This window comes from Mesorhizobium sp. YC-39, from assembly GCF_025753795.1.
GTDB lineage: Bacteria > Pseudomonadota > Alphaproteobacteria > Rhizobiales > Rhizobiaceae > Mesorhizobium.
The window spans coordinates 1-7,064 of record NZ_JAOWPS010000022.1; the positions used below are offsets into that span (position 1 = coordinate 1).

Annotated in this window: 6 protein-coding genes and 3 pseudogenes; 7 read left to right on the plus strand and 2 right to left on the minus strand. The window is 58.6% G+C overall.

Annotated features, from left to right (window positions below; translation table 11 throughout):
* The first annotated feature begins 183 nt into the window (after positions 1-183).
* The 7 genes and pseudogenes from OHD62_RS35370 (at position 184) to OHD62_RS35970 (ending at position 4,452) form a co-directional block, all read left to right on the plus strand.
* Positions 184-1,405, plus strand: a pseudogene (locus OHD62_RS35370) (IS256 family transposase).
* A 42-nt stretch (positions 1,406-1,447) separates the two neighbouring features.
* Positions 1,448-1,898: pseudogene (locus tag OHD62_RS35375) on the plus strand (transposase); the annotation flags it as partial.
* A gap of 371 nt (positions 1,899-2,269) precedes the next feature.
* Positions 2,270-2,491, plus strand: a complete 222-nt coding sequence (locus OHD62_RS35955) for a carbamoyltransferase N-terminal domain-containing protein (protein WP_412177475.1) — start codon at positions 2,270-2,272, stop codon at positions 2,489-2,491.
* A 35-nt stretch (positions 2,492-2,526) separates the two neighbouring features.
* The gene (locus tag OHD62_RS35960; RefSeq protein WP_412177473.1) at positions 2,527-2,718 is read left to right on the plus strand and encodes a carbamoyltransferase C-terminal domain-containing protein; all 192 of its coding nucleotides are present in this window, start codon (positions 2,527-2,529) and stop codon (positions 2,716-2,718) included.
* Positions 2,719-2,858: 140 nt separating this feature from the next.
* Positions 2,859-4,057: pseudogene (locus tag OHD62_RS35380) on the plus strand (IS256 family transposase).
* A 102-nt stretch (positions 4,058-4,159) separates the two neighbouring features.
* A complete protein-coding gene (locus OHD62_RS35965) occupies positions 4,160-4,324 on the plus strand; it encodes a hypothetical protein (RefSeq protein ID WP_412177474.1) in 165 nt (54 codons plus the stop codon).
* The gene (locus tag OHD62_RS35970; RefSeq protein WP_412177476.1) at positions 4,276-4,452 is read left to right on the plus strand and encodes a carbamoyltransferase C-terminal domain-containing protein; all 177 of its coding nucleotides are present in this window, start codon (positions 4,276-4,278) and stop codon (positions 4,450-4,452) included. Before OHD62_RS35965 ends, OHD62_RS35970 begins: the two co-directional genes overlap by 49 nt.
* Positions 4,453-4,735: 283 nt before the next feature.
* Here OHD62_RS35970 and OHD62_RS35385 read toward each other — a convergent pair whose 3' ends face one another.
* Both OHD62_RS35385 and OHD62_RS35390 read right to left on the minus strand, forming a co-directional pair.
* Positions 4,736-5,080 carry an NIPSNAP family protein gene (locus tag OHD62_RS35385; protein WP_263792381.1) on the minus strand — a complete coding sequence of 115 codons (345 nt, stop codon included), beginning with the start codon at positions 5,078-5,080 and terminating at the stop codon, positions 4,736-4,738.
* A gap of 70 nt (positions 5,081-5,150) precedes the next feature.
* The gene (locus OHD62_RS35390; protein ID WP_263792382.1) at positions 5,151-6,416 is read right to left on the minus strand and encodes an ATP-grasp domain-containing protein; all 1,266 of its coding nucleotides are present in this window, start codon (positions 6,414-6,416) and stop codon (positions 5,151-5,153) included.
* Positions 6,417-7,064: the final 648 nt, after the last annotated feature.

Genomic DNA, 7,064 nt, shown 5'->3' on the forward strand with positions numbered 1-7,064 from the left:
TCGGTCCGGCCTTCTGCAGAAGACCGGACCGACGCTTGAACCCAACGAAACAGCAAACCAGTGAAGGGGGTCAGTTCCTCACTTCGCCAAAGGGGTCAAATCCTCACTTCGCTTGACAAACGGCACGGGACTGTCAGGAATTCCGTGTGCGGGCGGGCATAATGGGTAAAAAGGATTCCCACTATGACCCGACGCAAAGAACCTGCAATGCCGAATGACCTTCTCGACCAGCTCCTGGCAGGAGGCGCAGCCAGTGCTGCCTTCGAACAGGGCGGCCTGCTGGATACGCTCAAGAAGGCTCTGACAGAGCGCGCGCTGAACGCGGAGATGGACCACCATCTGGCGAGCGGCGACGACGCTGGCAATACGCGTAACGGCTATGGCCGCAAGACGGTGACGACCGAGACCGGCAAGCTGGAGATCGATGTTCCGCGCGACCGCCAGTCGAGTTTCGATCCGCAGCTGATCGCCAAGTACCAGCGCCGTTTTCCTGGCTTTGATGACAAGATCGTATCGATGTACGCGCGCGGCATGAGCACCCGGGAGATCACCGGGCACCTGCGCGATCTGTACGGCATCGAAGTCTCAGCGGACCTGATCTCAACGGTGACGGACGCCGTGCTCGACGAAGTCGCCACCTGGCAGCAGCGGCCGCTCGATCCGATTTACCCGCTGGTCTTCTTCGATGCGATCCGGGTCAAGATCCGCGATGAAGGGATGGTCCGCAACAAGGCCATCCACATCGCACTGGGCGTGCGCGCCGATGGTGCAAAGGAGGTGCTGGGCCTGTGGCTCGAGCAGAATGAAGGCGCCAAGTTCTGGCTGCGGGTGATGAACGAACTCAAGAACCGCGGCACGGAGGATATCCTTCTGGCCGTCGTCGATGGCCTGAAAGGCTTCCCGGACGCGATCACCGCTGTGTTCCCGGAAGCGATCGTCCAGACGTGCATCGTCCATCTGCTGCGCAACTCCATGGACTTCGTGTCCTGGAAAGACCGCAAGAGCCTCTCCAGCGCACTCAAGGAAATCTACCGCGCCGTCAATGCCGATGCCGCCGAAAGGCGCTGGCGGCGTTCGAGGCCGGGCCCTGGGGGCAGCGCTATCCCGCCATCGGCCAGAGCTGGCGGCGTGCCTGGGGCGAGGTCATTCCATTCTTCGCGTTCCCTGACGACGTCCGTCGGATCATTTACACCACGAACTCAATAGAGGCGTTGAACTCGAAGCTCAGGCGGGCTGTCAGGGCCAGGGGCCACTTTCCCAGCGACGATGCGGCAACCAAGTCGCTCTACCTGATCTTGAACCGATCCGAGAAAGAGTGGAAAATGCCCCACGTGAGTGGACCATGGCCAAGGCTCAGTTCGCCGTCATCTTCGGCGAGCGCTTCATCAAGGCCATGGCGGCGTAATGTTCAACCGCCCGCTCGCACACGGAATTCCTGACAGTCCCCAACGGCACCGTCAATCTGTTCGTCTTCCTCGACGCCCACCGTCCCTGCCGCCGGGTGAAGGTCACCGACCAGCGCACCAACTAAGACTTCGCTGAGTGCATGCGCGAGCTGGTCGACGTCGACTATCCCGATGGACAACCTCTCCACCCATTCAACTGGGGCGCTTTACGACGCCTTCCCCGCACCGGAGGCTCGCCGGGTGCTCAAGCGGCTTCAGTTCCACCACACCCCGAAACACGCCAGGTGGCTAAATTTGGTGGAAATCGAAATCGGCGTCCTGCGCAGCCAATGCCTCGACCGCCGCATCGACGACAAGGAAACAATCCTCGCCGAGGTCGCCGCTTGGCAGCTGCGGCGCAACGCCGAAGGCGCTCAGATCCAGTGAATGTTCACCACCGAGAAGGCTTGCAAAGAACTCCACAAAGCCTATCCCGTCAAGGAGTCACAATCTCTGTGGAACGTTACTAGTCTAGCCGATCCGAAATTCACGTTTCCCCGAGGACAGTTGCGCTTAGAAGACCCTGGTAAAGTAATGGCGCTTTGCGCCTACGGGCAGGCGCTAAGCCAAGAGTCCGTTTTGAAATTCAGGGATGAGCGTTTCGTCGGATGAGATTGCCGCCCATAGCCCTGCTTTGAAGCGGTGTACACCCGCTGTACAATGAGGATCTGCGGAATTCTCTCTACTACAACATTGGCGTTACCCATCAGAGCTTCACCAACCTTGCACGGCGTTTTTTGGACGCCATCTTTGATTCGTCCCACACTTTCGCAAAGAAGAGCCTGACAAAGGGTTACCCGCTGCTGATTTCCGGCGGGTGCGGATTGAACTGTGAGTGGAACCGCAGATGGCTCGAAACAAAACCTCTTTCTGATGTTTTCATTCCTCCATCCGCAAACGAGCCAGGCTCCGCAATCGGGACCGCAGTCGATGCTATGGGGTATTTCACCGGTAATGCGAAGATCAATTGGAACGTCTATTCAGGCCACCCTTTCACACTTGATGAAATTGACCGCACCGGGCTCAAGGTTCACCCACTCGACTAAGGCCAAGTGACCTAGGCGTTATACTCGATGTCAAAGTGATCGGCTGGGTACAAGGGAATTGCGAAATCGGGCCACGGGCGCCCGGCAATAGGTCAATTCTCGCGGCGCCTTTTTCCAAGGCGACCCATGAGCAGTTAAATCGCATCAAAAATCGGGAGGGTTTCCGGCCGATCGCTCCAGTTTGCCTGGAAAAGGATTCAGCACTCCACTTGGTCGTGCCCCGCTAAGTGGTGTAACTCGGCGGTGACGAAGCCGCTCGCTAGCGCGGCCTCAACAGCGCTGAAGCGAGCGAGCGGCGTAGCGGCGGTCATCGACGTTCCCGGTAGGGTCGGGTTGCTGACACCAACCTGATTCGAAGGAACCATCGATGACCGACGACATGATGAACCTGCTCACGCTCGTGGAGAAGACCCCGACGCCGATATCTTGCGCGAGATGATCGGCTTTGCCGGCGAGCGGCTGATGGAGCCGGAGGTGGGCGCCGCCACCGGCGCCGGCTATGCGAGAAGAACCCGCTGCGCATGGCTCAGCGCAACGGCTACCGCGACAGAGACTGGGAGCCGCAGGCCGGCACCGTCGAGCTGCGCATCCCCAAGCTCAGGAAGGGTTCCTATTTTCCCGGTTTCCTCGAACCGCGCCGCATGGCCGAGAAGGCGCTGACCGCCGTCATCCAGGAGGCCTATATTCAAGGCATCTCGACCCGTTCGGTCGACGACCTGGTCAAGGCGATGGGGATGAGCGGCGTCTCCAAGAGCCAGGTGAGCCGGCTGTGCGAAGAGATTGACGGCAAGGTGAAGGCGTTCCTGGAGCGGCCCATCGAGGGCGACTGGCCGTACCTGTGGATCGATGCCACCTATCTCAAGGTGCGCCGCGGCGGACGCATCGTGTCGGTCGCCGTCATCATCGCTGTCGGCGTCAACAGTGACGGCCGGCGCGAGGTGCTGGGCATGGAGATCGGCACCTCGGAGGCCGAGCCGATCTGGACGGAGTTCCTGCGCAAGCTGACTCGGCGTGGCCTGCGCGGCGTCAAGCTTGTCGTCTCCGACGCCCATGAGGGCATCAAGGCGGCGGTCTCGAAGGTGCTGTGCGCCACCTGGCAGCGCTGCCGCATCCACTTCATGAGGAACGTGCTGGCCCATGCCGGCAAGAGCGGCCGCCCTGTCGTCTCCGCCTTCATCGCCACCGCGTTTGCCCAGGAGACGGCCGAGGCCGCAAGCGGGCAATGGCGCGCCGTGGCCGACCAGATCCGGCCCAAAGGTGCCGAAGCTCGCCACCATCATAGATCGAGGCCGAGCACGACGTGCTCGCGTACATGACGTTCCCGAAAGAGCACCGCGTCAAGCTGCACAGCATCAACCCGATCGAACGTCTCAACGGCGAGATCAAGCGCCGAACCGACGTCGTCGGCATCTTCCCCAATGACGATGCCATTGTCCATCTCGTCGGCGCGTTGCTGCTTGAACAGAATGATGAATGGGCCGTGCAGCGGGCGCGCTACATGACACTGGAAACCATCAGCCAGTGAGCGATGACCCGCTCATCAGCCTGCCAGCCGTGGCGCGCTAATCAGCCCGGCTTCCTGCCGGAGAGCGCGGCGACCAACGCCGTCAGCTACACCACTTCATGCGATACGATCCTCCACTTCGATTTGGCACGCCGTCGCCCTACATGCTTCTTTTCCAGGAGGTTCTCGATAGTCGGTTGGAGGCTGTCACGCATGTTGACGGCACGGCGCGGTCCAGACAGTTTCGCGAGCAGAACCCGCACCTGTTTCAACTGCTTACCTGGTTCAAGGAAAAAGCGAAGTCGGCGTTCTTTGCAACACATCGCTGAACATCAATGGCACCGGCTTCATCAATCGTGCAAGCAACTTGCTGACCTATGCCCGGGCCACAGGTCTCGACGGATTTGTGATCAACGATGCTTTTTATGTACTCAAGACGGCTCACTCCGCGGCGTAAGCGGATTTCGCTTCGATCTGTGGCAAGGCCACACCCTCCCCTCCACCCGAGCGACGCAACGCTGAAATCAATCAGCCATCCCCCCAGGCAAGGGGCGAAAGCCTTGTCATAGTGTTAGATTTTCGGCCAACCGTGTCCGTTTGTCCACCTTGCCGTTCATACCGCGGTAAATCGAACTGTCCAGCTTCAAATCCCCAGCGCGTTCACAAGTCCAGACACAGCCGCGGTGACCTGTTCGCCGTTCAGTGTCAAACAAACCTAAAGGCGTTATGAATAAGGTGGGCTAGTCTTCTGTCAGGTTGATCGGAGTGAGCCACTCAGCCCTGACGAAAGGTGGCCGCTTCAACACAATCCCTCGACTCGTCGAGAGCGGGCCGTCCCGCTCGGTGCGTGCCGCGATCTCCTTCCACTCGGGAGTTTGAACGAAATCGTCCCAACCCTTTTGGGCTGCTTCCTCACTTGGCCACTCGACGACATACCAAATCTCTCCTGTGTCCGAGGTTTCCCAAAAATCGAGGAGTTTAATTCCCGTCTTCTTGAAAAGCGGCAGGCTATCGCGAGCAAACCGCTCTCGCATTTTGTCCTTCATTCCTTCGATCGGTACGTAATGCCGGAGTTCATAGATCATTAGGTCAGTCCTTGCCCCCCTACAATCAAGCGCTGCTTTTACCGTCTCTCTCTCTCTACCAGGGCGATACTTATTCCTTTGCTTGGAAGGGTATTATCGACCAATCGATTAAGTCGACGGCACGCTGAAGGGCGACTTCGGTCTCAGGAAGGCTGCGCGAAACGGCGATGACATACCCGAGACAGTCCCGATAGTCGCCTTTCCTGACTATTGGGGTATTGGGTTCAACATACAATTTGACCTCGGTAACACCTGGCACGGCAGCCGCCCGACCGCCGCCCTCGATCCAATCGAGGGTGCCATCGCGATCTGGAACCAAGCTTCGCGCAGCCGCAATCTGCGAATGCCTTCTTCGCAAATCCCATTCGTCGCCGATGACAAGCTTAATGTGCTCGGTGACGAGATCGACACCGTAAGCCAGCTGAATCAGGTGAGGATCAGGCCAACCTGGCATACGCGGATTGACTTCAATGACAACTGGGCCACGCTTTGTCCACCGGAGTTCAATGTTCGTTGGCCCCCAGCCAAGGCCGAGAGCTCGCAAACAGTTTTGCGAAACATCTGCGATGCGCTCACGCTGGTTGTCAGTCAGCAGGGCCGGAAAGGTCCACTGGCGAAAGACGAAATGTGGTGGCGGGTTAAGGTCTGCAGCTTCAATCCCCATGACCTCATTTCCCATTATTTGAGCAGTATATTGCGGGCCTTCTGCAAATTCTTCGACGAGTATATTCGACGAAGACCGCCATCCTTGTGCGAAATCTTCGACGAGTATCCTCGGCGAAGACCGCCATATGTGCTTGCCGCCCAACAGATAGGTGGTATGTTCGGCCAACTCGTCGGCGTTGTAGCACAATCGGACACCCATACTGGCAATGCCGACCGCTGGCTTAACAATCACCGGCAGTCCGATCTCCGCGGCAGAGCTTTCAACCTCCGTCGCATCCGCTGCCAAGCGATAAGAGGGCACTGGAACGCCGGCCCCCGCAAGGAGCTCACGTTGAACGAATTTGTTGCAACATCGTTCAATAGATACTGGGTTCGGTCCCGGTAAATCGAAATGGCGACAGAGCTTGCCAACTGTCGCATAGGTCGCCTCCATGGCGGACGTAATGCCAGCAATATCATAGGTCGCACGCAGCCGGGAACATTCGGCGATCAGCGCATCGAGATTGTTTGTATCAACACGGATTGTCTCATTGCCTTCCGCCGCAAGATAGTCGTACTGAGCTGGATCAGCTGACAGGATAATTGGATGAAGACCAAGTCGCGAGGCCGCTTGGACGTACAACCGCATATTACTTGCACCTTCTATCAGGATAAGCGCTCTTTTCTCCATTGGCTGTTCACTCCACGTTGCGTGCTGGCTGCATCCCTGCGTAGATCGGCACAGTTTTCTTGGCCCTGACCGTGTTACGCGCTGACGGTGTTACGCTATGCAGGGAAAGTACCATTGTTGGCGATCTGCGTGTGCAAAGATTCTGTGAAGTTATTGAAATGTTGTGAGCGCTACGCCGTTCCCCTCGTGCGGCGCATGAGGTGAATGTGGCAAGAAACCTGCGACAGGGAGACAGAGAATTCGTGTGGGAGCAGACGGCAAAATGGACGTCCATTTGGATGTCTCGACCAGTGGCTACGGCGGCCGGCTGTAGGTTCTGGAAGGCCCGACGGGGCGTCGCTCATTCAGTGGCCGAGAAAGCCCGGATTGCGGCCGAGAGCCTGATGCCGGGGATATCGGTGGGCGATCGCCCGCAATGCACGGCGTGACGCGCTGGCAAGTCTATGATTGGCGTCGGCGCCTTCCTCAGGGCTAAGCCGAGCTTCTCGACCGCCGCGGAGAGGTCTTATACCATGGGTCATGAAGCTCGACCGACGTGAGCCCAGTCTCGCATTCCGATTGATGTGATTGTTTCGGGTTGGGCGATGAGCTCCTGCCAAGCCTCGCAGGCGGCGTCGATGATGGCGTCGTGGCCTTCGAAGACGCGGT